At 60.3% G+C, this 22,293-nt stretch carries 17 protein-coding genes and 1 tRNA gene; 15 read left to right on the top strand and 3 right to left on the bottom strand.

The genetic code is table 11. The features are described 5' to 3' along the window. Positions 1-44 precede the first annotated feature (44 nt). The 6 genes from HNQ65_RS09035 (at position 45) to mscL (ending at position 8,264) form a co-directional block, all read left to right on the top strand. On the top strand, positions 45-1,085 hold the full coding sequence (locus HNQ65_RS09035; RefSeq protein ID WP_184339197.1) for a patatin-like phospholipase family protein: 1,041 nt from the start codon (positions 45-47) through the stop codon (positions 1,083-1,085). Further along, positions 1,039-2,526 (top strand): phenylacetate--CoA ligase family protein, encoded by a 1,488-nt coding sequence (locus HNQ65_RS09030; protein ID WP_184339196.1) that lies wholly within the window; start codon positions 1,039-1,041, stop codon positions 2,524-2,526. The genes HNQ65_RS09035 and HNQ65_RS09030 overlap by 47 nt, the downstream gene beginning before the upstream one ends. A gap of 4 nt (positions 2,527-2,530) precedes the next feature. Beyond that, a complete protein-coding gene (locus tag HNQ65_RS09025) occupies positions 2,531-3,802 on the top strand; it encodes a thiolase family protein (RefSeq protein WP_184339195.1) in 1,272 nt (423 codons plus the stop codon). 35 nt (positions 3,803-3,837) lie between these two features. Then, positions 3,838-5,874, top strand: coding sequence for a 3-hydroxyacyl-CoA dehydrogenase NAD-binding domain-containing protein (locus HNQ65_RS09020; RefSeq protein WP_184339194.1), 2,037 nt, complete (start codon positions 3,838-3,840; stop codon positions 5,872-5,874). 26 nt (positions 5,875-5,900) lie between these two features. Next, positions 5,901-7,757 (top strand): acyl-CoA dehydrogenase family protein, encoded by a 1,857-nt coding sequence (locus HNQ65_RS09015; protein WP_184339193.1) that lies wholly within the window; start codon positions 5,901-5,903, stop codon positions 7,755-7,757. A gap of 99 nt (positions 7,758-7,856) precedes the next feature. Next, entirely contained in the window at positions 7,857-8,264 is a 408-nt protein-coding gene (gene mscL, locus HNQ65_RS09010) for a large conductance mechanosensitive channel protein MscL (RefSeq protein ID WP_184339192.1), read from the top strand. A gap of 3 nt (positions 8,265-8,267) precedes the next feature. Here the strand turns inward: mscL and dnaB are convergent, their stop codons facing one another. Continuing rightward, positions 8,268-9,779, bottom strand: a complete 1,512-nt coding sequence (gene dnaB, locus HNQ65_RS09005) for a replicative DNA helicase (RefSeq protein ID WP_184339191.1) — start codon at positions 9,777-9,779, stop codon at positions 8,268-8,270. A gap of 188 nt (positions 9,780-9,967) precedes the next feature. Between dnaB and HNQ65_RS09000 the strand changes: the two genes are divergently transcribed. The 9 genes from HNQ65_RS09000 (at position 9,968) to HNQ65_RS08960 (ending at position 19,726) form a co-directional block, all read left to right on the top strand. Then, entirely contained in the window at positions 9,968-11,683 is a 1,716-nt protein-coding gene (locus HNQ65_RS09000; RefSeq protein ID WP_184339190.1) for a tetratricopeptide repeat protein, read from the top strand. Between the two features lie 74 nt (positions 11,684-11,757). Then, positions 11,758-11,833, top strand: a tRNA-Ala gene (locus tag HNQ65_RS08995). Between the two features lie 270 nt (positions 11,834-12,103). After that, positions 12,104-13,201 carry a DNA polymerase III subunit beta gene (gene dnaN, locus HNQ65_RS08990; RefSeq protein ID WP_184339189.1) on the top strand — a complete coding sequence of 366 codons (1,098 nt, stop codon included), beginning with the start codon at positions 12,104-12,106 and terminating at the stop codon, positions 13,199-13,201. A 26-nt stretch (positions 13,202-13,227) separates the two neighbouring features. Then, positions 13,228-13,725 carry a hypothetical protein gene (locus HNQ65_RS08985; protein ID WP_184339188.1) on the top strand — a complete coding sequence of 166 codons (498 nt, stop codon included), beginning with the start codon at positions 13,228-13,230 and terminating at the stop codon, positions 13,723-13,725. Between the two features lie 102 nt (positions 13,726-13,827). After that, positions 13,828-14,691, top strand: coding sequence for a prephenate dehydrogenase/arogenate dehydrogenase family protein (locus tag HNQ65_RS08980; protein ID WP_184339187.1), 864 nt, complete (start codon positions 13,828-13,830; stop codon positions 14,689-14,691). Positions 14,692-14,696: 5 nt separating this feature from the next. Next, positions 14,697-16,079 (top strand): 3-phosphoshikimate 1-carboxyvinyltransferase, encoded by a 1,383-nt coding sequence (gene aroA / locus HNQ65_RS08975; protein WP_184339186.1) that lies wholly within the window; start codon positions 14,697-14,699, stop codon positions 16,077-16,079. Beyond that, entirely contained in the window at positions 16,076-16,717 is a 642-nt protein-coding gene (gene cmk, locus HNQ65_RS08970; protein WP_184339185.1) for a (d)CMP kinase, read from the top strand. Before aroA ends, cmk begins: the two co-directional genes overlap by 4 nt. 13 nt (positions 16,718-16,730) lie before the next feature. Then, positions 16,731-17,342, top strand: a complete 612-nt coding sequence (locus HNQ65_RS08965; RefSeq protein ID WP_184339184.1) for a lysophospholipid acyltransferase family protein — start codon at positions 16,731-16,733, stop codon at positions 17,340-17,342. Between the two features lie 236 nt (positions 17,343-17,578). Then, entirely contained in the window at positions 17,579-19,726 is a 2,148-nt protein-coding gene (locus tag HNQ65_RS08960; RefSeq protein ID WP_184339183.1) for a hypothetical protein, read from the top strand. 63 nt (positions 19,727-19,789) lie between these two features. Here the strand turns inward: HNQ65_RS08960 and HNQ65_RS08955 are convergent, their stop codons facing one another. Together HNQ65_RS08955 and HNQ65_RS08950 are read right to left on the bottom strand one after the other, a co-directional pair. Beyond that, positions 19,790-20,197, bottom strand: coding sequence for a DUF2721 domain-containing protein (locus HNQ65_RS08955; protein ID WP_184339182.1), 408 nt, complete (start codon positions 20,195-20,197; stop codon positions 19,790-19,792). A 19-nt stretch (positions 20,198-20,216) separates the two neighbouring features. After that, positions 20,217-22,184 carry a bifunctional aldolase/short-chain dehydrogenase gene (locus tag HNQ65_RS08950; RefSeq protein WP_184339181.1) on the bottom strand — a complete coding sequence of 656 codons (1,968 nt, stop codon included), beginning with the start codon at positions 22,182-22,184 and terminating at the stop codon, positions 20,217-20,219. Between the last annotated feature and the right edge of the window lie 109 nt (positions 22,185-22,293).

Below are 22,293 nucleotides of genomic sequence, written 5' to 3'. Positions count from 1 at the left end.
TTTCTCAAGCGCTGGGTCTAATTGCATAACAACCCTCACAGGTCATGAACACCCAGCTCCAGCTTCCCTTCAGGGGATGGAGCCGTGCCGAAGAAAGCTCCAAGCACGGCTCAGGGGGAGGTAAAACACCTCGCATTGGCCTGGTTCTCTCCAGCGGTGGCGCCCGCGGGCTGGCACACGCCGGAGTCATCCAGGTTCTGGAAGAAGAAGGCATCCCCATCGCCGCCATCGCAGGATGCAGCATGGGATCGTATGTGGGCGCACTTTGGGCCGCTGGCCTCAATGGCAGGCAGCTTGAGGAACGCGCCCGCGAGATCAAAGACCGCGCCACTTTGAGGTCGCTGATGGATTACATCATCCCACCCTCCGAAGGCCTGATCCGTGGCGACAAGCTGCGCAGGCATCTGGAGCGTGATCTGGGAGACAAAACCTTCTCTGACTTGGACCGCCCGTTCATCGTCATTGCCACCGACCTCGACCGCCTGTCGCCGCATGTCTTTGACTCCGGCGTCGTTTCGCATGCCGTGCACGCCAGTTCCGCTATTCCCGCCATTTGCGCTCCGGTGAAGCTGAATGGCCGGCGCTACACGGACGGCGGTGCCTCCGAGCCTCTGCCCGTGACGCTGCTGAAGAAGCGTTTCCAGCTGGATGCCGTCATCGCCGTGAATGTCATGCCTCCTCCAGGTGAAGACGAGGCCAGATCGGAACAGGCGCTCATGGTGGACGATAAATCCACCTTTCATGTCCTTTCCCGCGTCTTCCATACCTTCTGGCACAAGGTGAACCTGCTGGCCTATGGCAACGTGCTGGACACCTTCCGCCGCGCATTGATGGCCGCGCAGCTGCACCTCATCGCCAAGGAGGAAGCTGCCGCCGATGTGGTCATCCATCCGCGTTTTGCCGCCTCGACGTGGCACGACTTTGAACATTTCGAGCAATACCTGAAAGCCGGGCGTGGCGCCGCAACCGCCGCCCTCCCGGCCATCCGGGAGCTGCTTCAGAACACCCCAACCAACCTCAACCTGGAGACAATTAGCCATGAAATTGCTCCGTCACATACCCGAATGGAGTACCTCGCCGCATGAAGCCTGGAGAGACTGGCAGCTTCAGCAGCTGCGCAGCTACCTAAGCCGCAGGGTCATCCCCTTCAGCGCGCATTACCGCCGCCTGTTTGCCGAGCACGGCATTCACCCGCTGGACATCAAGTCCTTCGAAGACTGGGACCACGTGCCTTTCACCTCCAAGAAGGATCTTGCCACTCCGCGCGACTTTGTGCTCGTTCCTGACGAGTCGAAGCTGCGCCTGGAGCCGGGCATGATCGGCACCGCTCTAATGCACGGCCGCGCTGCGGCCAGGGAAAAGGCCGAGGCGGAATTCCGCCCCATCCTGCTCACCAGCACCACGGGCCGCTCGTCGGACCCCGTACCCTTCCTCTATACCAAGCACGATCTGCACAATCTCGACATCAGTGGCATCCGGCTGATGCTCGCAGGCCGTTCTCAGAAAGAGTATCGGCACATCAACCTCTTTCCCTATGCGCCGCATCTCGCCTTCTGGCTGGCACATCATGCCGGGCTGGGCTTTGGCACCTTCATGCTGAGCACTGGCGGCGGCAAGACGCTCGGCACAGAGGGAAACATCAACCTCATTGAGAAGATCCAGCCGGACATCATCATCGGCATGCCCACGTTCATTTACCATGTGCTGCGCGAAGCGTACGAAACGGGCAGGCAGTGGCCCAGCCTGAAGCTTCTCGTGCTGGGCGGTGAAAAAGTGGCCGATGGCCTGCGCGCGCGGCTGCTGGATCTGGCCGGTCTGCTCGGCAGTCCCAACACGCATGTGATGGCAACCTATGGCTTCACAGAGGCTAAAATGGCTTTTCCGGAATGCGTGGGCCAGACGCATGAGTCCAGCGGCTACCACCTCAGCCCTGACCTGGGCTTGGTGGAACTGATCGATCCCGCCACCGGCCAGCTCGTGCCGGATGGCCAGCCGGGCGAGATCGTATTCACGCCCCTGGATGCACGTGGTACCGTGGTGCTGCGCTACCGCACCGGCGACATCGCTGAAGGCGGCCTGACCTGGGAAAAATGCCCGCTCTGCGGCCGCACCTGCCCGCGTCTGCTGGGGCCCATCTCACGGGTCAGCGAGGTGCGCGAGCTGCACATGGACAAGCTCAAGGGCACGCTGGTGAACTTCAATCTGCTGGAGCATCTGCTCGATGACCAGAAAGGCATCGCCGCCTGGCAGATCGAGCTGCGCAAACGCCACGATGACCCGCTGGAAATGGACGAGGTGCATCTGCACCTCACGGCGGAACCGGGCGTGCGTGAATCCGAACTCGAGCTCGCCGTTTCCCGTCGCTTCCATGAAGCCACGGAGATTACCCCGAACGGGCTGCATTTTCACTCCCTTGCCGAACTCCGGGAACAGCTCGGAGTGGGCCGCCTCCTGAAGGAGGAAAAACTCGTCGATCACCGCCCCAAAGCCAAACCCGCCACAGCCACTGTGGCACTCAGCTCCTAACGCCATGAAAACTCCCTCTCTTGTCATTGTGGACGCCGTGCGCACGCCCTTCTCCCGCACCGGCACGGATCTCGCGCATCTCGATGCGGTCGAGCTCGGCCGTCACGCCGTCTCATCCTTGCTCACCCGCACCGGCATCGACCCCATGCTGGTGGATGAAACCATCATCGGCTGCGTCGGCCAGCCGCCCGAGGCCATGAACATCGCCCGCGTGATCGCGCTGCGCGCAGGGCTTCCTGAGGCAAAGCCGGCCATGACGGTGCATCGCAACTGCGCCTCCGGCCTGGAGGCCATCACTCTGGCACATGCCAAGATGTGCGCGGGTCAGGGCGAGGTCTTTGTGGTGGGTGGCACGGAGAGCATGAGCAACATGCCCTTCTATTTTTCCCGTCCTGCCGTGGAAAAGTTCACCGCGCTCAATCGTGCGCGGGATTTCACCGGACGTGCCAAAGCTGCGCTGCATTTCCGCCCGGCGGACTTTGCGCCCGTCATCGGGCTGAAGGTGGGCCTGACAGATCCGGTTTCCAGCCTGAACATGGGCCAGACCGCCGAGGTGCTGGCGCGTGAGTTTGCCATCTCGCGCGAGATGCAGGACGCCTTTGCCATGCGCAGTCATCTCTGCGCCACTCGTGCCAATCATCTGCTGAGCCAGGAGATCGCACCGGTGCTGGGCAAGCATGTGGTGGAGGCTGACAACGGCATCCGCTCAGACTCCAGCCTGGAAAAGCTGGCCAAACTGAAACCACTCTTCGACACCGTGACCGGCAGCGTCACGGCGGGGAATTCCAGCCAGATCACTGACGGCGCCGTGGCTCTGCTGGTGGCGACTGAGGAGGCCGCCGCTGCACACAACTGGAAACCGCTGGGCCGTCTCGTCAGCTATGCCGCCACCGGCTGTGATCCTGCGCGCATGGGGCTGGGCCCGGTGCGGGCGCTGGATGTGGCACTGCATCGCAGCGGATGGAAGCTGGATGACGCAGATGTCTTTGAAATCAACGAAGCCTTTGCCGCCCAGGTGCTGGCTGTCATGAAATGCATGGCAGATCCAGTCTGCGCCCGTCGTGCCGGGCTGGAGGCTCCGCTCGGCGAGGTTGACCCAGCGAAGATCAATGCCTGCGGCGGTGCCATCGCCCTGGGGCATCCGGTCGGGGCCACGGGTGCGCGCCTCGTGCAGACCGCCCTCAACCAGCTGCATGCCAATGATGCCAAACGTGCCGTCGTAAGCCTGTGCGTGGGCGGTGGCCAGGGCATGGCCGCCTGCCTCGAAGCCTTGTGAATTTATGTCAGTGAAATCTCATCCAACCAAGAGCCATGAAAACTCTCCTTCTCAACCGCCCCGCAGTCATCCACGATCCCCCCCATGTGCTGGAGGACATCATCCACGGCCACCCCGTAACACCGAAGCATTTCCGGCTGGAAGTGGATCATGACGGCATCGCCTGGATCACCTTCGATTCTCCCAAATCTTCCGCCAACGTGTGGAACGAGGAGACGCTGAGAGAATTTAATCACGTTCTGGAAAACATCGAGCACGACACGCGCGCCAAAGCGCTGGTGCTCCGCAGCGCCAAGGAGCGCATCTTCATCGCCGGTGCAGACATCAAGGCCATCCGCAGCCTGCCGCATGCGCGGGTGAATGACCTCATCTGGCTCGGGCAGGCCGTGTTTGACCGGCTGGCCCGGCTGAAGATTCCGAAGGTAGCCGCGATCCACGGGGCCTGCATGGGCGGCGGCTTTGAAGTCACCCTCTGCTGCGACTGGCGCATCGCCAGCGATCACGACAGCACCAAGATCGGTCTGCCAGAAACACAGCTCGGCATCCTGCCTGCATGGGGTGGATCTACGAGGCTCTCGCGCCTTGTCGGGCTGCGCAAGGCGCTGGACCTCATCACCACCGGCAAGCTGCTGAATGCTGGGGCTGCCAAAAAAGCCGGCCTTGTCAGCCATGTGGTGCCCATGGAGCGAATGGAGGTGCTGGCACGTCGTCTGGTGCGCGGCAAGCGCCCGGCCAGCAGGTTCCATTTTGAAAACTTCTTGGCGCCGGTCATTGGCCGAATGGCAAGGCGCAAGGTGCTCCAGAAGACCCGTGGTCTTTACCCCTCGGTGACCAAGGCCGTCGAGGTCGTCTGCCATGCCGTGCGTGGTGAGATCGAAAACGGTCTGCTGCTGGAGCGAAATGCCGTGGATGAGCTGCTCAGGAGCCCTGATGCCGCACGGTTGATCGATCTTTTCTTCAAGCGCGAAGAAGCCGGCAAACGTCCTGTTTCTGACGGGACGGTGCTGCCCATTCTCGATGCCACCGTCATCGGTGCGGGAGTGATGGGTTCCGGCATCGCGCACACACTCGCTTCGCGTGGCGTCCGTGTTCTCATGACGGACGTCTCCAACGACAGCCTCGCGCGTGGACTGGAACGGATTCATGGCCTCGTTTCAGACGCCACGCGCCGCAGGCTGGTGACTCAGGTGCAAGGTCGTGACACGCTGGACCGCATCAGCGCCACGCACGTCAAGGTGCCGCTTTGCAGGCATCACCTCATCATCGAGGCGGCCACGGAAAACATGGAGCTGAAGAAGAAGATCTTTGCCGATCTGGCAATGCGTGTCCCTGTTGACACGATTTTGGCCACAAACACCAGCGCGCTGTCGATTGCGGAACTGGCGCGCAGCGTGCCGCATCCGGAGCGTGTGATCGGCCTGCACTTCTTCAATCCGGTGCATCGCATGCCGCTGGTGGAAATCATCACACTGCCGGAAACTTCCGCAGACGTGCTGGCCACGGCGGTCAGCTTTGTGCAGAAGATCGGCAAGACGCCGGTGGTCGTGAAAGACAGCCCTGGCTTCTTGGTGAACCGCATTTTGGTGCCCTACCTGATGGAGGCCGTGAGGCTGCATCAGAACGGTGTGCCGGTGAAGGACATCGACGACGCGATGCTGGAATTTGGCATGCCGATGGGGCCGATGCGTCTGCTGGACGAAATTGGTCTCGATGTGGCGGCGCATGTAGCGAGGACGCTCGCGACGGCCTTCCCTGACCGTTTTCCGAACAGCGATGCGCTCGACAAAATGGTCAGCGCCGGACACCTCGGCAGGAAAAGTGGTGAAGGCTTCTACAAGTATGAGAACGGCAAGGAAATCACGCCTGCAAGGCACGCGGACCTGCCGAAGCATGAAAGCATCCAGACCAAGCTGGCGCTGCTGATCAGCCAGGAGGCGATGCGCTGCCTGAAGGAGGGCATCGCCCGCAGTGCTGACGACATCGATCTGGCCATGGTGCTGGGCACTGGCTACCCGCCCTTCCGCGGCGGCCCCGTCACTTTCGCCCGGGATACGGGCATCATTGATTATTGATCAACCTCAACTGGAGAACTAAAGCCATGAAAACGACTCTGGAAGACAACAAACCCGAAGCCAGGACTCTCATCGACACCTCACGCATGAATGCGGGGCAGCGAGCCGCACTCGAAATGGCGGAAGCCGCACGAGATGAACGCCGCAACACCGGAATCGCCGCGGGGATCTTCTTTGGCGAGCCGGACTTCAAGCAGATGCTGCCCTTCCCGCAGCAGAGCATGGAAGATCATGATCAAGGAGACGCTTTCCTGCACCGGCTGGAAGCCGTTCTGGACAAATATGCCGATCCTGACGAAATCGACGCCACCGGCGAAGTCCCGGAAGAACTGCTGAACGAGCTGGCAAAGATCGGCGCTTTTGGCATCAAGATTCCCACACGCTACGGCGGGCTGGGGCTCTCGCAGACGAACTACTCACGCGCCGCCATGCTGCTGGGCAGCCGCTGTGGAAACCTGGCTGCGCTGCTCTCTGCGCACCAGTCCATCGGTGCGCCGCAGCCGCTCATCCTGTTTGGCACGGAAGAGCAAAAGGCGAAATACCTGCCACGCTGCGCCGGTGGTGAGATCAGCGCCTTTGCGCTGACGGAAAACGACGTGGGTTCCGACCCCGCGCGCATGAAGACCGAGGCCCGGCTGGATGAAGATGGAGAGCATTATATCCTGAACGGCGAGAAGCTCTGGTGCACAAACGGCACCAAGGCCGGGCTGATCGTAGTGATGGCCAAGACGCCGACGGCGGAAAAGCCGCATGCGACCACCGCCTTCATCGTCGAGACCAGCTGGCCGGGTGTTGAGATCATGCACCGCTGTCGTTTCATGGGCCTGAAGGCGCTGTACAATGGTGTCATTCATTTCGACAACGTGCGCGTTCCTGCAGCCAATGTGCTGGGTGGTGTGGGACGCGGCCTGAAGGTAGCGCTGACCACTCTGAACACGGGCCGTATCACCCTGCCTGCCGCCTGCACCGGACTGGCGCAGCGCTGCCTGGACATCAGCAAACGCTGGGCCCGCTCGCGTGAGCAGTGGGGCCAGCCGATCGGCCGCCATGCCGCCGTGGCTGACAAGCTCAGCCGCATGGCCGCAGACACCTTCGCGATGGAAAGCGTCGTGCGCTATGTCTCGGCGCTGGTGGACCGCGACAAGCATGCTGACGTGCGGCTTGAAGCTGCGATCGGCAAGCTCTGGGGCAGCGAGAAGTCCTGGCGCATCATGGACGACACGATGCAGATGCGCGGCGGGCGTGGCTTTGAAACGGCGGCCTCCCTGAAGGCGCGCGGTGAAACGCCTGAGCCTGTGGAGCGCCTTTTCCGCGATTCGCGCATCAACACGATCTTTGAGGGCAGCAGCGAGATCATGCGGCTTTTCATTGCCCGTGAGGCATTGGAGCCCCATCTGCGTCTTGGGGCTGATGCGGTAAACAGCACCCTGCCGTGGAAGGTGCGCGCAAAAGCCGCCCTGCGTGCGGCACGTTTTTATGCCACGTGGTATCCGCTGAAGTGGCTGCCGTTTGGGGCAGGGGATGTGAAAGAGCTGCTGCATCCGTCTCTGCAGTTTGAGCTGGATGCGATAGCCCGGCAGAGCCGCAGGCTGGCGCGCCGCCTGTTCCTGGCCATGGCGCTAAACGGACCCAAGCTGGAGAAACGCCAGGTGGTGCTGGGACACTTTGTGGACATCGGCGCCGAACTCTTTGTCTGGGGCTGCACACTGGCCCATGCCCAGAGCCGTGTGAACGACTCCAGCATGCCCGATGATGAGATCGACAAGCTGGTCCGGCTGGTGCGCTTCTTTGGCAGGATGGCGCGCGAGCGTATTTCCAGCAGTTATAGACATCTCAGTGAAAACATGGATGCCGAAAGCTGGCGGATCGCCCAGGAGGTGTGAACGCTTGATTTTAGGCTGGCCTGAAGCGTGCTGATGGAGTTACAACGTGGCTGGTTCCAACAACCGGCCACGTTCAAAATCCATCACCACCACGCAGCCATGCTCAAAGAATTCAAAGCATTCATCCTTAAAGGCAACGTTGTCGATCTTTCCACCGGTGTCATCATCGGCGCCGCCTTCAGCAGCATTGTGTCCGCTTTTACCAAAGGCATCATCGAGCCTCTGCTCAAAGCAGTTGGCGGCAATCCGAATGTATCCCTGGGCATCAAGATCGGTGAGTTCACGAACGAGAAAGGCGAGAAGCTGGCCAACATGCTGGACATCGGCATGGTAATCAATGCGGTCATCGGCTTCCTGATCACTGCTGCGGTCATCTTCTTCGTCATCGTCAAACCTGTGAATGCGCTGCTGGCCAGGCTGAAAACGGAAGAAGCCGTGGCTCCGCCGCCTGCTCCTGCCGAAGATGTGCTGCTGCTGCGCGAAATCCGCGATCTGCTCAAAAAGTAAGCATCAGGGCGACTCTGGCTCCTCGGTTCGTTCGACGAAGCGCATGGCGTGGTCGATGAATCGAAGGAGCACGTCGTCTGTGGGGCCGTTTCGGTTTTTGGCCAGGATGAGCATGGCCTCGCCTTTTTTCTTTTCCTCGGCCTCGGGGTCTTCGACCTCCATTTTACCGCCGGCGTAGTCCGAGCGGGTGAGGAGGCCCACCATGTCGGCGTCCTGCTCGATGGAGCCGGACTCACGGAGGTCGGAGAGGACGGGGCGCTGGCCTTTACGGGACTCCACCGCACGGTTGAGCTGGGCCAGAACGATGATGGGGATGTTCAGCTCTTTGGCGAGACCCTTGATGCCGGCGGAGATTTCCGCGATTTCGATCTGACGGTTGTCCTTGGCGCGGCGGCTCTTGGAGGTGACGAGCTGGAGATAGTCGATCATGACCATCTTGATGCCGTACTGCTTTTTGAGCCGGCGGGCCTTGGCGCGCATTTCCATGATGTCCAGGCCGGGGGTCTCATCGATGAAGATCTGCGCCTTCTGCAGATCGCGTGTGGCCTTGGCCAGCGCGTCCTGCTGGGCGCGGGAGAGCAGGCCGCGGGAGAGGTCCTGCATGCTAAGGCGTGCACGGGAGACGAGAAGACGGCGAACCAGCATGGTGGCGCTCATTTCCAGGCTGAACACGACGCAGGGAGTATTGCACTCCACGGCGATGTGCTCGACGATGTTCATGGCGAAGGAGGTCTTACCCATCGAAGGACGGGCGGCGATGACGAACATTTCACCGCCCTGCAGGCCGGAGGTCATGACATCGAGCTTGCTGTAGCCGGTGGAGAGACCGCGCAGCTGGCCGGGGTGCTCCAGCATGTACTGGATGCTGTCGATGGCATCCATGACGTGGGCGGAGAGGGATTTGATGCCTTCTTTTGCGCCGACAGACTCGCGCACGGCGAGGATGCGCTGCTCTGCGTGGTCGATGAGCGTGTCGATGTTTTCATCCATCTGCTCTTTTCCATGCTCGTAGGCATGGTGGATGTTCAGCGAGCTGGCGTGGATGAGCTCCCGCAGGATGTGCTTCTCCAGTACAATCTGCTTGTAGTAGGGGAAGTGGGAGGGGATGGGGACGAAGGCGAAGAGCTCTGAAATGGCTGCAGCGCCACCTACTTTATCGAGCAGGTTTTGCTCCCGCAGGGCGTGGGTGAGGGTGACCGGATCGACGGGGAGATTCCGGTCATAAAACTCCAGCAGCTTCTCGTAGATGGTGCGGTTGGCGTCGTGGTAGAAGGCCAGAGAGGGCAGGTTGACGCGGCAGTCGCTGAGGCGCTCCATGGGATCCTGCAGCAGGCAGGAAAGCACGCCTTTTTCCGCTTCATCACTGAAAGGAAGAGCGCGGTTAAAAGAAGCCAGAAGCTCCTCGGCGGTGGGGATTTCGTTGCGCTTTTTAAATTTGTCGCGGCCAGGTGCAGAGGCTGCTCCGTCTTTTGACGGAGCGGCTGCGGTTGCGGGGGAAGTGGGGTTTTCGGCCATGAAAGGGCCCTCAGGATGGCAGGGCGGAAGAATCGCGTCAACGCCGCACGCTTTGAACTTTGTGTGTAAGTTTTTGAAAGGGGCGAAATTAAACTTTGAGCAAGTGCTTGATTTGCACGGGGTTTTTTCAGATGAGTAAAAAGCACCCGATCATCCGGGACAAAACGCCCCTATCACAAACAACCACTATGTTACTCACAGCACTTAAACTGAAACTTGCGGCACTGGTCGCAGTGGCCGGCATCGACACGGCTGAAATGCCCGGAGCATCCAAAGAATTCGTTGATATCCTGACGTCTCTCGAAGCCGAGCAGAAGAAGGTCCAGCAGAATCCCGGAGCTGGAAACACGGACGTGAACAAGTCCTTCAATGACGCTGTGGCCAAGATCCGCGAACTGGCCCAGAAGGAAGACAAGGACGCCATCTACGCCCTGGCTCACTGGGGAGTGCTGAGCGGCGCCAACATCAATGAAGTGGCCGCCCTCTACCGCAAAGCCGCCGACAAGGGCCAGGTGCTGGCCAAGTCCGAGCTGGCCCAGGTGCTGATGCAGGCTGGCGCGCAGAATCCTGACGCCGTCAAGGAAGCGATCAAGCTGATCAAGGAAGCTGAAGGCGCTGACAACAAGGTGGCCCGCCGCATGCTGGCCCAGCTGCACCTGCAGGGTGTGACCGAAGGTGAAAAGGGCCAGGTGGTGGTGGAGCGCAGCCCCGCGAAGGCGAAGGAACTGCTGGAAAAGGGCAACAAAGCCGGTGACGGCGAAGCCACCCTCGGTCTGGCCCAGATGTACGCCGCCGGAGTGGAAGGCGTGCCCGCTGATCAGTCCAAGGCTCTCGAATACCTCATCGAAGCAGGCAAGCAGGGCAGCGCAGTGGCTCTGAGCACCTACGGCACCCGTCTTCTGAACGGCGATCCTGACACCAAGGAAAGCCCGAAGCTGGTGAAGAAGGACGTGGCAGCCGCGCTCAAGCTCTTCAACGAAGCTGCTGAAAAGGGTCTTGCCGCTGCAAACCGCATCCTTGGCCAGATCTATGAAAACGGCGTGGGCCAGGACGGCGCTGATGTGAAGCAGGACGTGGTCAAGGCTTTTGACTACTATACCAAGGCTGCCAATGGCAACGACGCCCAGGCTCTCTTCCGCCTCGGCAACGCCTTCGAAACCGGCATCATCAAAGACCCCAAGGGCAAGCGTGACGACAAGGACAACATCCTCGTCCAGCCGAACCCCAAGAGCGCCCTCGACCTCTACCGCCTGGCCGCCCAGAACAACCTGGCTGAAGCCTTCTACAACGTCGGCGTGTATTATGAAACCGGCACTGTGGTGGACAAGGATCCGACCAAGGCATTTGCCTTCCTGATGAAAGCCTCCACCGCTGGCATCGTGCAGGCCATGAACCGCCTGGCAGGTCTCTATGCCAACGGCACTGGTGTGACCCAGGACGTGGTGGCCGCCGCCGGCTGGTACCAGCGTGCAGCTGACATGGGCTTTGCCCCTGCCCAGATCGCTCTCGGCATCCTCTATGAGCAGGGTGCAGGCGTGCGCCAGAACCGCACTGTGGCCGCCGGCCTCTATTCTGATGCCGCCCAGCAGGGTGTGGCTCTTGCCATGCTGCGTCTGGCCAACCTGTATGCCGTGGGCGTCGTTCCCGGCACTCCTGAGCTTCCCCGCGCCTGGGCTTATGCCAAGCAGGCTGACGATCTGGCTCAGAAGAGCGGCAGCAAGGCTGACATCGACATCACCACCAACGTGCTGAAGCAGCTCGAAGGCAAGATGAAGGCTGAAGAAGTCACCGAAGCCAAGAAGATCTACGACAAGCTTCCGAAGCCCCAGGCTGGCGCTGCTGCCGCCGCACCTGCCTCCGAGCCTGCTGCGACCAAGAGCGGCGACGCCAAGAAAAAGAAATAATCCTCTTGTCAAAGCAGAGGTCTTTGCTAGTCTCCGGCTCCCCAAAACCAAGGGGAGCCGGTTTTTTTTAACCCGGGGCATTAGCTCAGTTGGTAGAGCGCCTGCATGGCATGCAGGAGGTCAGCGGTTCGAACCCGCTATGCTCCACCAAATCTTATCAAAGATTGGTGGTGAGCAATGCGATGCGGATAATTGCGTCAATTGCTTTGCAGGTCGTAACGCAGCAACAAGCGCGGCTTGCTGCCAGAAGCTGCCAACTTTTATTTACGGGCTGCCGTGTGGCCGAGGGAGGCCGCCCAGCGGGGATGGCAAGAAAGAAAATGAGCGCAGATTGCAGTTAGACACCTGGATTTTTCCGCTCAATATCCTTGCCGTTTCATCGGGGTTTGTTAACAAATCGACCCATAGCAGGCATTTCATATGAAGTTTAACATCAGCAAAGAATCCTTTCTGGACGCCATCAATCAGGTCCAGCACGTGGTCAGCTCGCGCACCACGCTCGCCATTCTCTCCAATGTTCTGCTCAAGGCCAAGGATGGTGTGCTCGAACTCACCACCACTGACCTCGACGTGGGTGTGACATGCTCTGTGCCCGCAGAGGTGGAAGAGCCCGGTGCCACCACGCTGCCGGCGCGCCGTCTGGCCACCATTGTCCGTGAGCTTCCTGCCCAGGAAGTCGAGGTCAAGGTGGACGAGAAAAACGTGGCCTCCATCCGCAGCGGTCCGAGCTATTTCAAGGTGCTGGGACTTACCAGCGAGGAGTTCCCGGCGCTGCCGCGCTTTGATGAAGCGCGTGAGTTCCGCATCGAGCAGCAGGTGCTGCGCGACTGCCTGCGCAAGACCAGCTATGCCATCTCCACGGATGAAACACGCTATGTGCTGAACGGCATTTTATTCTCCTTCAAGGACAACGCCCTGACGATGGTGGCCACGGACGGACGCCGTCTGGCCATGGTGGAGCAGGAGCTGGAGTTCCCACAGAGCCAGGAGATCGACATCATTGTGCCGACCAAGGCTGTGAACGAACTTTCCCGACTGCTGGGCGATTCCGGCGAGGTTTCCCTCCGCGTCACCGGTTCGCAGATCGGCTTTGATCTGGGCGAGAGCCTGCTGGTGAGCAAGCTGATCGACGGCAACTATCCGAACTATCGTCAGGTGATTCCAGGGGAGTCCAAGGAGCGCATTCCGCTGGAGCGTGAGGCCTTCCTGCGGGCCATTTCCCGCGTGTCCCTGCTGGTCACAGAAAAGTCGAACTCGATCAAATTCATTTTCAGCCCTGGCAGCGTGGAAATCGTGGCCACATCCCCGGATGTGGGCGAGGCGCGCGAAACAGTAGCCATCAACTACAAGGGGGCGTCCATCACCATCGCCTTCAACCCCGAGTTTGCGATGGCACCGCTGCGCAATCTGAGCGCCGATGAAGTGCATCTGCACCTGATTGATGAAATCAGCCCAGGAGTGCTGCGCAGCGGCACGAATTTCCTGTATGTGCTGATGCCCATGCGCGTGAACGCCTGATCTCCCCTTTTCCATCCAAATCCGCCATGAAAAAACTCCTTCAGGCATTTCTTCTGACCGCGTCGGCAGCCAGTTTCACCGCCTGCACGGACCCCGCTCCGCCGATCCCTGGCGGAGGGCGTGGACGTTCCTTGGATGTTCCCCCAAGGTACGGTGTGTCTGAGGAGCAAAACCAGTATCTGGACCAGAACGGTCTGACCGACCCGAACGCAGCTGCCGTTCAGCCTCCCAATCCCAATGCACCTGTCACGGGAGATAATGTGACTCCGCCGCCAGCGACGAACAATCCAGGGGCGCCTGCTCCGATCACTGTGACGCCGCCAGGGACGACACCTGCGACTCCTTCGGCACCACAGCCGCCAGCTGCTCCCGCCGAGATTCCTTATGCCACCCGTATCGATGGCAAACCGGGATTTGTGAAGAGCCCGTTTGATCCCAACGGACAGGCGATTGATGTGCGTGATTTCCAGTCCGGTCAGAAAGCGCGCTGCCCCTACACGGGCAAAATCTTCCGGGTGCCCTGATTTTTGTCTGCCCAAGGGCTGCCCTCCGACTGCCCATTTCATCAGCCTGGTCCTGCCGGGCTGATGTATTCATGACTCAAGAGCCCGCGCTTTTACTCCACCGTGTCTGTTGAACGATCTATTGCTATTTTCAGTCCCGGCCTGCTAGGCGGTTCGCTGGTCAAAACCATCCAGCAACGCATGCCGGGTGTGGAAGTGCGAGTGTGGGCCAGGCGCGACGAAGCCGTGGAGGAGGTGAAAAATCTGTTTCCCAATGTGGTGGCCAGTACGGACCTGGCAGCCGTCATCCAAGGGGCCTCGCTGGCGCTTTTATGCATGCCTATCCAATACATGCCGGGTATTGCCAGGCAGATGGTGGCCTGCGATCTCGCGGATGACCTGATTGTCACCGATGTCGGCAGTGTGAAGGGGCAGGTCGTCGCAGAGCTGGAGCCGATTTTCCAGCCATCCAAGGCGGGCTTTCTGGGCAGCCACCCGATGGCGGGCTCACAGCATACCGGGCTGGCTCATTCCCGAGGGGATCTTTTTCATCAGGCCGCGTGCATTCTGACCCCCACCGGGCAGACCAAGACCGGGCATCTTGGCAGGCTGCGCACCTTTTGGCAGAAACTTGGCTGCCGTATCCAGGAAATGACGCCCCAGCAGCACGACCACTGCGTTGCACGCATTTCCCACCTGCCGCATTGCATGGCAGTGCTGACGACGCTGGCGGCCCTGAAGCAGGACAAACGGGTACTGGATAGCTCCGCTGGAGGGTTCCGGGACACCACGCGCGTAGCGGGGGGGGATCCCGACATGTGGGCGGGCATTCTCATGCAAAACCGCGCAGAGGTTGTTTCCTCCCTGCAAGATGCCGCTTCTGTCCTGCTAGAGCTTGTTGAAATGCTCCAGACCATGGACGAAGAAGCTCTCCGCCGTTTTCTCGCCCAGGCCAAAGCCCTGCGCGATCTCCTTCCGGCGGTCTGAAGATCATGGCCAGCCTCAAGTCGAAGAAACTCAAAAGCATTCCCGCCGAAATCACCGTCCCCGGTGACAAAAGCATTTCCCACCGTTCTGCGATGTTTGCCGGACTCGCGAAGGGCACCACCGTCATCGACGGCTTCCTTCCCAGCGAGGACTGCCTGTGCACCGTGCATGCCATGGTGGCGCTCGGTGCCACGATGGAGCCTTTGGAAGAGGTGGAAGGCGTGGGCCTCGTGAAACTGGCCATCACTGGCAACGGCATGAAGCTGAAGGCCCCGGAAAAGCCTGTGGACTGCGGCAATTCTGGCACGACCATCCGCCTTATCTCAGGCATACTTGCCGGGCAGGATTTCAAAACGGAGCTGTTTGGAGATGCCTCGCTCTCGAAGCGCCCGATGAAGCGTGTCGCTGATCCACTTTCGCAGATGGGTGCAAAGATCTCCGGCCAGGGGGAGAAAATCTGCGCGCCTCTCACCATCGAGGGCGGTCCGCTCAAATCCATCTACTACAAGCTGCCTGTGGCCAGTGCCCAGGTGAAAAGCGCCATCCTACTGGCCGGTCTGCAAGCCCCTGGCAAGACGACTGTGGTGGAACCAGTGGCCACGAGAAACCATACGGAGCGCCTTTTTACTCATTTCGGCATCAAATGGCTGCGTGAGGATGACTGCGTCAGCGTTTACGGAGGCCAGGAGCCTAAGGCCAATGATATCGTGGTGCCCGGAGACATCTCCAGTGCTGCTTTCTGGATGGTGGCCGCTGCGGCGACGCCGGGAGCGCAGATCACCATCAAAAATGTGGGGCTGAACCCCACGCGCACAGGCATCATCACCGTGCTGCTGCGCATGGGTGCCTTGGTCACCAGTTCTGAAACGCATACCGAAGGTGAGCCCCGTGGAAACATCACGGTGCGTGGGGGGGATCTCAATGCCACTGTGATTGGCGGGGCTGAGATCCCGAACGTGATCGATGAACTGCCGATTCTCGCCGTGGCGGCTGCGCTGGCCCGCGGCAAGACACTGATCAGGGATGCCTCGGAGCTGCGCGTCAAGGAGACGGACCGCATCGCGGCCGTGGTCTCCAACCTGCGCCTCATGGGTGTCACTGTGACCGAGCATCCAGACGGCATGGAAATCGAAGGCGGAGCCAAGCTGCAAGGAGCCACGCTGCCGTGCTATGGGGACCATCGCATCGCCATGGCCTTCCTGGTGGCAGGTCTCTTTGCGGAAGGAACCACGACGCTGGAGGGCACGGAGTGCATTTCGACTTCCTATCCTGGTTTTGAGCGTCATCTGGACCTCTTTTTGAATGGTGATGCCGGTGCGCGACCGATTCCGGTGATGTCCACCGTCCCCCAGCCGCTGGTGGATAAAATGAATCGTGACAAAGCATGAGTGCAGCGCATTCAGTGATCACGATTGACGGCCCTGCAGCGTCAGGGAAGAGCAGCATCGCACGTCTTGTGGCGCAGCGACTGGGGCGCACGTATGTCAACACCGGCAACATGTACCGTGCCGTAACGTGGGCCGTGCTCCAGGCGGGTGTGGACCCGCAGGATGCCGATGCCGTGCGCGCCTTTGCCACAGGGATGGTTCTCGAATCTCCTGTGGTGGATGGCAAAACCCAGGTCTGTATTTCCGGACGCACGCCTACTGACGCCGATCTCAACAGCGACCCGGTCAACCGTGCGGTTTCGTTTGTGGCCAGAGTGGATGAGGTGCGCAACCGGCTGGTGGCGGATCAACGTGCTCTGGCAGCCACAGGGCCGCTGGTCATGGAAGGGCGAGACATCGGGTCCGTGGTGTTTCCGGACAGTCCAAACAAAATCTACATTGATGCCAGTGAAGAGGTGCGTGCCAGCAGGCGTGGAGCCCAGGGACACGCAGACCAGATAGCCGAGAGGGACCGGATCGACAAACAGCGCAAGAACAGCCCGCTTGTGATTCCGGCCGGCGCCACTGTCATCGACAACTCACACATCACCCTTGATCAAGCGGTCGAGCAGGTGATCGCAGCACTCCATCTGGCATAATCCCGAACGGAAAATGAACCTCTCCTACTTGCTCGGTCGGATCGTCTTCAGCGAACTCGCTCGTGGATTGTTTGACTATCGAGTGGTGGGTGCGGAGAAGCTGAAGTTCACCGGTCCTGCCATCATTGCCTGCAATCATGTCAGTTTTCTGGACCCACCCTTTGTGAACATTGCGTTTGATGAAGTGGTGCACTCGTTTGCGCGGAAGACGCTTTTTGACAACCCGATTGCGGGCATGATCCTGCGCAGCTGGGAAGTGCAGGGGGTGGACCGAGACAAGCCGGATGCGGCCTCTCTCAAGGCCACGATTCGCCTGCTGCGTGACGGCAAAAAAGTGCTGATGTTTCCGGAGGGAACTCGAAGCCATGATGGGGAGACACAATCCGCCGAGGCGGGTGTGGGACTCTTCATTGCCAAAAGCAAGGCTCCTGTGCTGCCGGTGCGGCTCTTTGGCACCTACGAAGCCTATCCACGTGGTGCCAAGACACTCAGGCCCGCCAAGATCACGCTTGTGGTGGGAGACCTATGGCAGCCTGATCTGAAAAACTATTCCGACAGCGGCAGAGAGCTCTATCAGTCCCTCGCAGATGAAGTCATGCGACGCATCATGGAGCTCAGTGTGTGAGAAGAACGCCGCCAGACATCAAGCAGGCTGGCATTGACGGGCTGCTGATGCCGACCATAAGGAATGATTCACTGCAATGCAGGTGATCGTCTGCGTTTTCGAGAATTTCCCGCAGATTTTGTTACAGAAGTATCTTCTTCCGTTTAATCTTGTTCGTGTAATGGAATAGCCTTTGCTTCAATATTTCAAAATTATCCCACGACTTCTTCGCAATGTCTCAGCTTCGATCTTTGATCGTGAAATCCATACTTCCGGTCAAATCGCAACCATCAACCACTAACAGCACAGGTCTTGGGTGTGAAGAATTCAGCCCTGCTGGTGGTCCATGGCTGGTGAAGCAGACGTTCATGCGTGCGGAGACGGTGTGGCTTTCCTCTTTGCTGGGAGCGTATTTTCCTTCGCTGCCCAGGGTGTTGGACATTTTGAATGAGGGGACGCAGACCAATGTCATGCTGGGTACGGCACCGGGAGAATCGGTGAAGCAGTACTGCAGCCGAGTGGGGCCGCTGCCAATCGGCATCGCCTGCATCATGGTATGGCGTCTGGCAGCGGAGCTGGAGGCGCTGGAGTCCTTTCTGCCCGAAGCCGTTTCATTTGTGGACCCGCTGAACTGCAAGGTGGGCCTCTGGCAGCAGGATTTTCTCCAGCTGTTTGTGGACCGCTTTGAGGCTCGTCCGATAGGGAGTGCCGAAATGGCATCCAGGGTGATGCACGTTTGTGCGATGCTGATCAAGGGCCACCCTACTGAGCCGATCAGTGCTGCCGTGGCAGCCAAGGTGCCGTCCTCTCTGCTGACACACCTGCGTGAGTGGCAGATCGCGGGCAGCACGATGCTGACCCTGGGGCAGATCAAGGGGCTGATGCTAATGGCCACGGCTGCGGTGACGCGCGGGCTGCGCGGCTCGAACATGATGGCGCAGCTTTTTGCCAACGAGCGCTGGCACCCGCTGCTGCCGTCCCAGCGCTCCTCACCCAAGGTTTATGGCCGGGCTGAGGGATCGCGGATGCCCGTGATTTCTGTGCGTCTTTCACGCCTGCTGGCACACCGGAACCGGCTGACCGAGATCGAGGTGCTGATGCTGCACAACCGCCTGAGAGAGCAGGCTGCGGCGGTGCCGGTGCTTGGGCTGGCCTTGGACCCGGAGCACATTCTGCTGCGTCTGCCCGGCCTGAGGGAAAGCGCGAATGACTCCAAGATGCTGGACATCCGGCTGGACAGCCTGCCTGAGTTTACCGTGGCCCTGGAGTCTGCCAGCGACTGCCTGACGCTGGGGCGCTCTCCGGTGGTCATCCGTGAGGCTTCTGAGCCTGGAAAGCCCTTTTCCGACCTGCGCGGAGATGTGGATGAGCAGCTGAGCCGCCTCTGGCAGACCCTGCAGGACGGCACCTTCAGCCTGTCTGGCTACAACATGGAAGCGGTGGTGAACCGGGAGCTGCCTGGACAGTTTTTCTGCTATCTGGGGGCTTCATTCCAGCGCGCCAGCCGTGTGGCTGCGCCGAAGCCTGCCTCCGAAAGTCCCAAGCCAGCCAGCCCTGACGAGGCTGCTGCGCCAGCCAAGCCCATGACGGCTGTCATTCGTGAGGTGCCGCGTGCAGAGGCCTCAGAAAGCAAACAAGAGTCCGCGCTTTTTCCATTGAACCAACCGACCGATAAGCTACCGCAACACCCTATGAAGATGATCCTTATCACCGCTGGCAGCGGAGGCACCGGCAAGAGCACGATTGCCCGCCTGATCTACGAGCTTGCCAATTTTGAAACGCGGGATGACGTAGCGATGTTTGACTGCGATGCCCTGGGCAATCGCGATTTTCAGAAAATCTCCCCCAAGAGGATTGAGTCCATGCCCATCGATAATGTGGACTCCATGCGTCGAATCGTGGAGACGGCCATGGACGGCAAGCTGGTGCTGGCTGACCTGCCTGCCAGCTGCCAGGACATCCTGAGCCGTGACCTGAACCCTGAGATCATCCAGAGCCTGCGCGAGGATGACGGACTGCACTGGCTGCCGATCCACCCTGTGACGGCCAAAGCCGCCACGCTGCCTGCCATCAAGCAGTGGCGCACCTCCATTTTTGGCGAGGCTCCTTCTATTGTGGTCGTGAGCCTCAAAGACGGCCCGGTGTCCACCGATCTGCTGGACGAGATCATCCGCCCGCAAGACCTGGTGCTGCGCATGCCGGTTCTTGATCAGAGCCTGGCGGCCGCTCTGGATGCCTCGAACGCCACTTGGACGGACATTCTGGAAGGTCGGGTGCAGGACAGCCACCGCATGTTTGGCAACCCGCTGGTGAAGCGTCAGCTGCGCTTTAAGCGCAAGGAGTGCGAGGATGCGCTCTTCCCGCTGCTGCGCCGTATCATCAAAGATCCGAGCACTGCCAGCTAATCGGTGGGACCCCTTTGAGCTACATTGCGATCAGCCCGGTCTCAAGCCGGGCTTTTCTTTTGCCTACTCATCCCGGCACTTCACGTCCTGCAGGTGCAGGTCCAGCGCCGTGCCGGACATCTGGATTTCCACCAGGGCCAGCACGAGGGAGGCCAGCATGAGCAGCAGGCTGATGCCAAAAGTGATCTGGCCGCCTGGCTGATGGCTGAAGAAAAGCAACGTCATGCTGACCACGCAGAAAATCATGCTCAGCACGCCCATGGACTGCATGTGCTTGATGATACGGATACGCTTCCGCAAGCTCTGAATCTGTGCCAGGAGCATGGGCTCCTGAGTGGCCTGCCAGTTGGCGTGCAGGCCACGGACGACACTGGCCAATCCGAGAAAGCGGTTGGTGTGTGCCAGGAGCAGAAGCGAGATGGCCGGGAAGAGAAGGGATGGAGTGGAAAGGGGAAGTTCTGGCAGTGTCATAGCTTGCCCCTTTCGGAGGTTAGATTACCCGGTCATTTCCGCCGTCCACCGGGATCTGGGCGCCGGTGACTTTGGCGAAGAGGGGGGAGGCCATGGCGGAGACCATGTTGCCGATGTCCTTGGATTTGATCTCCACCTTCATGAGGTTCTTGGTCTTGTATTCCTCGACGGTCATGCCGTAGCGGCTGGCGCTCTTGAGCAGGGCCTCGGGGGTCCAGAGCTTGGTGTCGAAGACGGCATCCGGGTGGACGATGTTGACGCGGATCTTGTGCGGAGCGAGCTCCAGCGCAGCCACGCGGCAGAGCTGGGTGAGGGCGGCCTTGGAGCAGGAGTAGGCGCTGGCGCCGGGGCCAGGGGCTTTGAAGTTGCGGCTGCCGACGAAGATGATGCTAGCGTCGATACCCTGCTTCACATAGGGGATGACCTTGTTCATCAGCTTCTGATGGCTGGTGAGGTTGATCATGATCGTGCGGTCCCAGTCGCCCTGAGCCATGGTGTCGAGCGGGTCGTTTTTGGGGAAGATGCCCGCATTGCTGACGACGATGTCGATGCCACCGTACTCACGCACGGCGAAGTCGATGGCGTCCTGCACGGGCTGATCTTCGGTGAGGTTTACCACGATGCCCACGGCACCGATCTTCTTCATGATTTCAGGGATCTCCTTATCGATATCCAGACCGACGACCTGAGCGCCCTGCTCGGCGAGGGATTCGGCGATGGCGAAGCCGATGCCGGCGGCGCAGCCGGTGACGAGGGCGACCTTGCCCTGATGCACTTTGCGGGCGGGGCCTTTGCGCAGCTTGGCCTGCTCCAGGTCCCAGTATTCGATCTCGAAGATGTCTTTTTCAGGCAGGGGTTCCCAGCCGCCAACGGATTCGCCTAGTTGCACGGTGGCAGCGGTGGACTCGGCAATGTCGGCCACGATTTTGGCGTCCTTCAGGGTATCGCCAAAGCTGACGATGCCCTGACCGGGCCAGATGGCGAAACGCGGGGCCGGATCGAGCATGGTCTGGCCGCTGGCGTGACGGTTGAAATAGGCCGCGTATTCATCCGCGTAGCTCTGCACGCTGGCATCGAGATCTTCGCCGATGAAGGCGGGGGCGCGCTTGGTGCGGATGCTGTGGTCGGGGGTCAGGGGGCCGCGGGTGCCAAAGGTGGCAACGTTGGCCAGATTGGCATAGCCAACGGCCTCGGGGGAGGCGTTGAGACGTGCGATCTGCGGGAAGCCGCGGCGCTTGGAGACAGCCTGGCGTAGTTTGGCGAGGGCCATGAGGTCCGTCGTGGAAGCTGCGGTGGCGGGTTTGGCTCCTTTTTTGGCCAGGTAGTCTTCCGCCATGGTGACCATCTCGATGTGCAGCTCGTAGCTCTTGCGGGCATCGTCATCGAAGGTGAAGAGGCCGTGCTTAAGCAGGACCATGCCCTGGATGCCTTCTTTGCGCAGGTCACGGCCAGCGATGAGCTCGGCAACGGTCTTGGCCAAGATGAATCCAGGCATCACGTAGGGGACGATGATGACGCGGCTGCCGTAGATCTCCTTCACGCGGGCTTCGCCGTCTGCATTGCAGGTGAGGGCGGAGATGGCGTTGGCGTGACTGTGATCGACGAACTTGAAGGGCAGGATGGCATGCAGGATGGCCTCAATGCTGGCTGTGGGCGCATTGGGATTGGTCATGGCCGCGCGCTGCTGCAACACCATGTCCTCGTCGCTCATGGTGGCGAGCTTGGACATCTTGATGAGGGCGTCCATGCGCACAGGGGAGAAGCCGGCTCGCTCGATGGTGGCCAGATCCCAGCCGCTGCCTTTGACGTAGCAAAGCTCGACGTCATCGCCGAAATAGTCCTTTTCCGTGACCTTGACCGAGGTGTTGCCACCGCCGTGGAGGACTAGGGCGGGGTTCCGGCCGAGCAGGCGTGAGGTGTAGACGCGTTGTCCGAGCAGATCGGTTCCGAAAGTGGCGGCTTCTTGGTCGTTCCAGAGGGATTGCATGTTGGGAAAAGGGGAGTCCAGACTTGGGGGCTGGAAGAGGGGATGTCAAGGGGGCAGGGGTCAAGAAGTCGCCATGTAGAGCAGCCATAGGCAGCCTACCCATGACATG

Origin of the sequence: Prosthecobacter vanneervenii (assembly GCF_014203095.1) — a bacterium.
Classification (GTDB): domain Bacteria; phylum Verrucomicrobiota; class Verrucomicrobiia; order Verrucomicrobiales; family Verrucomicrobiaceae; genus Prosthecobacter; species Prosthecobacter vanneervenii.
This window is presented reverse-complemented; position numbering and strand designations above follow the sequence as displayed.

What these genes read in the sequence shown, in the direction of transcription:
- HNQ65_RS09020 (WP_184339194.1), top strand. Translation starts at nt 3,838, where the DNA reads ATGAAAACTCTCCTTCTCAACCGCCCCGCAGTCATCCACGATCCCCCC.
- HNQ65_RS09015 (WP_184339193.1), top strand. Translation starts at nt 5,901, where the DNA reads ATGAAAACGACTCTGGAAGACAACAAACCCGAAGCCAGGACTCTCATC.
- HNQ65_RS09025 (WP_184339195.1), top strand. Translation starts at nt 2,531, where the DNA reads ATGAAAACTCCCTCTCTTGTCATTGTGGACGCCGTGCGCACGCCCTTC.
- dnaB (WP_184339191.1), bottom strand. Translation starts at nt 9,779, where the DNA reads ATGGCCGAAAACCCCACTTCCCCCGCAACCGCAGCCGCTCCGTCAAAA.
- HNQ65_RS08955 (WP_184339182.1), bottom strand. Translation starts at nt 20,197, where the DNA reads ATGACACTGCCAGAACTTCCCCTTTCCACTCCATCCCTTCTCTTCCCG.
- cmk (WP_184339185.1), top strand. Translation starts at nt 16,076, where the DNA reads ATGAGTGCAGCGCATTCAGTGATCACGATTGACGGCCCTGCAGCGTCA.
- HNQ65_RS09035 (WP_184339197.1), top strand. Translation starts at nt 45, where the DNA reads ATGAACACCCAGCTCCAGCTTCCCTTCAGGGGATGGAGCCGTGCCGAA.
- HNQ65_RS09030 (WP_184339196.1), top strand. Translation starts at nt 1,039, where the DNA reads ATGAAATTGCTCCGTCACATACCCGAATGGAGTACCTCGCCGCATGAA.
- aroA (WP_184339186.1), top strand. Translation starts at nt 14,697, where the DNA reads ATGGCCAGCCTCAAGTCGAAGAAACTCAAAAGCATTCCCGCCGAAATC.
- HNQ65_RS09000 (WP_184339190.1), top strand. Translation starts at nt 9,968, where the DNA reads ATGTTACTCACAGCACTTAAACTGAAACTTGCGGCACTGGTCGCAGTG.
- HNQ65_RS08965 (WP_184339184.1), top strand. Translation starts at nt 16,731, where the DNA reads ATGAACCTCTCCTACTTGCTCGGTCGGATCGTCTTCAGCGAACTCGCT.
- mscL (WP_184339192.1), top strand. Translation starts at nt 7,857, where the DNA reads ATGCTCAAAGAATTCAAAGCATTCATCCTTAAAGGCAACGTTGTCGAT.
- dnaN (WP_184339189.1), top strand. Translation starts at nt 12,104, where the DNA reads ATGAAGTTTAACATCAGCAAAGAATCCTTTCTGGACGCCATCAATCAG.
- HNQ65_RS08950 (WP_184339181.1), bottom strand. Translation starts at nt 22,184, where the DNA reads ATGCAATCCCTCTGGAACGACCAAGAAGCCGCCACTTTCGGAACCGAT.
- HNQ65_RS08985 (WP_184339188.1), top strand. Translation starts at nt 13,228, where the DNA reads ATGAAAAAACTCCTTCAGGCATTTCTTCTGACCGCGTCGGCAGCCAGT.